Origin of the sequence: Streptomyces silaceus (assembly GCF_001419745.1) — a bacterium.
Lineage (GTDB): Bacteria > Actinomycetota > Actinomycetes > Streptomycetales > Streptomycetaceae > Streptomyces > Streptomyces silaceus.
Window position 1 is genome coordinate 1 of the sequence record NZ_LIRJ01000725.1, and the last position, 1,831, is coordinate 1,831.

The window sequence follows — 1,831 nt, forward strand, 5'->3', positions numbered from 1 at the left end:
TACGGCCAGCCCCAGCAGCCGGGTCCGTACGGCCGGCCGACCCAGCCCGGCCCCTACGCCCAGCCGCAGTACGGCTATCAGCAGCAGCCGCCGACGCAGCCGATGTTCCCCGGCACCGGCGCGCCCGGCACCCCGCCCGACGGCGGCAAGGCCAAGCGGAACAAGCTCATCGTGATCGTCGCCGCGGCCGTGGCCGCGCTGCTCGTCGCGGGCGGTGTCACCTGGGCCGTCGTCGGCGGTGACGACGGCGACAAGAAGAAGTCCGAGGCCAAGAACAAGGACCCCAAGCCCTCCGTGTCCGCCCCGGCCAACCCGGGCGACGGCAGCGGCGACGGCAACGAGGGCAAGGAGGACCTCAACGAGGGCCGCCAGCCCGGCGAGGCCAAGGTCCTCTGGTACAAGGAGGCGCCGAAGGTCCCCGGCTCCGGCGGCGACGCCCCGGGCATGTGGATCGAGGGCGACGTCGCGGTCAAGGCCGCGTACAAGCAGCTCCTCGCGTACAACGTGAAGACCGGCAAGGTCGCCTGGCCCGCCATCACGTTCCCGCAGAAGATCTGCGCCGCGACCCAGACGTCCACCGACGACGGCAAGATCGTCGTGGCGTACAAGGAAGGCACGAAGAGCAACGCCAAGTGCAACCAGCTCCAGGTCATCGACCTGAAGACGGGTGACAAGGGCTGGGGCAAGCCGGTCAAGGAAGAGGGCCTGTTCGACTTCGCGATGCAGAGCCACCTCGTCCTCGTCGGCGACGTCCTGATGGTCGGCCGCGACCAGTCCGGCACGGCGCTGCGGATGAGCGACGGCAAGAAGCTCTACGTCGCGGACAAGAAGGAGGAGGGCACCTGCTTCCCCAACGGCTTCGCCGGCGGCAAGCAGCTCCTCATGGCCCTGTCCTGCGGCGCGAGCACGCCCAGCGAGCACGACGAGCTCCAGCAGCTCGACCCGAAGACCGGCCGCGCCCTGTGGACCAAGAAGTTCCCCAAGGGCTGGCGCATCGGCAAGGTCTACTCCGTCAGCCCCACGGTCGTGTACCTCACCAACGAGGACAAGAAGCAGTGGAACGTCACGGTCCTGAAGGACAACAGCGACAAGACCCGCTCGGAGCTGACCACCAAGGACAACTTCGCGCCGGACTGCGGCACGTCCATCCTCGACCGTGAGCTCAGCGGCTGCCTGGGCGCCACGGCCGACGACAAGTACCTGTACCTGCCGACGGACGAGAAGAGCGGCGCCAACTCGGTCGTCGCGTTCAGCCTCGCCACCGGCAAGGAGGCCTGGCGGACCAAGTCGCCGATGGACGAAACGATGCTGCCGATCAAGGTCGAGAACGGCGAGCTGATCGCGTACGTCACGCCGGCGTACGACTCCGGCGGCCGGGTCGTCTCCATCGCCACCTCCGGTTCGCACACGCCCAAGACCCTTCTGCAGCACCCGAAGGGCACCTCGCAGATCGAGAGCGGCTTCTACTCGAAGGACGTCGACTACGTGGACGGACGCTTCTACATCTCCACCACCAGCCTGATGAGCACGTCCGGCCAGGCGAAGCTGATGCTCGCCTACGGCAAGTGATCCGCCGCTCAGCCCTCCGCTCGACCGCTCTCGTCCCCAAGGAATCGACGACGTCATGACCCAGCCGCCCCAGCCTCCGCAGCAGCCGCCGAACGAGCCCCCACAGGGAGGGTTCGGCGCGCCCCAGGAACCGCCGGCCGGTGGTTTCGGCGCCCCGCAGGACCCTCCGCCCGGAGGCTTCGGCAAGGCCCCGGAACCGTCGTACGGCTACCCCCAGGCGCCCCAGCCGCCGGCCCAGCAGCCGCCGGCCCCGCAGACCCTG

Annotated in this window: 1 protein-coding gene and 1 pseudogene; both read left to right on the forward strand. The window is 69.1% G+C overall.

Annotation, left to right across the window (positions count from 1 at the left end; translation table 11 throughout):
- Positions 1-1,569, forward strand: a 1,569-nt coding sequence (locus AOK22_RS39030; protein ID WP_055703349.1) for an outer membrane protein assembly factor BamB family protein, incomplete at its 5' end; no start/stop codon positions are given.
- Positions 1,570-1,624: 55 nt separating this feature from the next.
- Positions 1,625-1,831 (forward strand): annotated as a pseudogene (locus tag AOK22_RS41760) (outer membrane protein assembly factor BamB family protein); the annotation flags it as partial.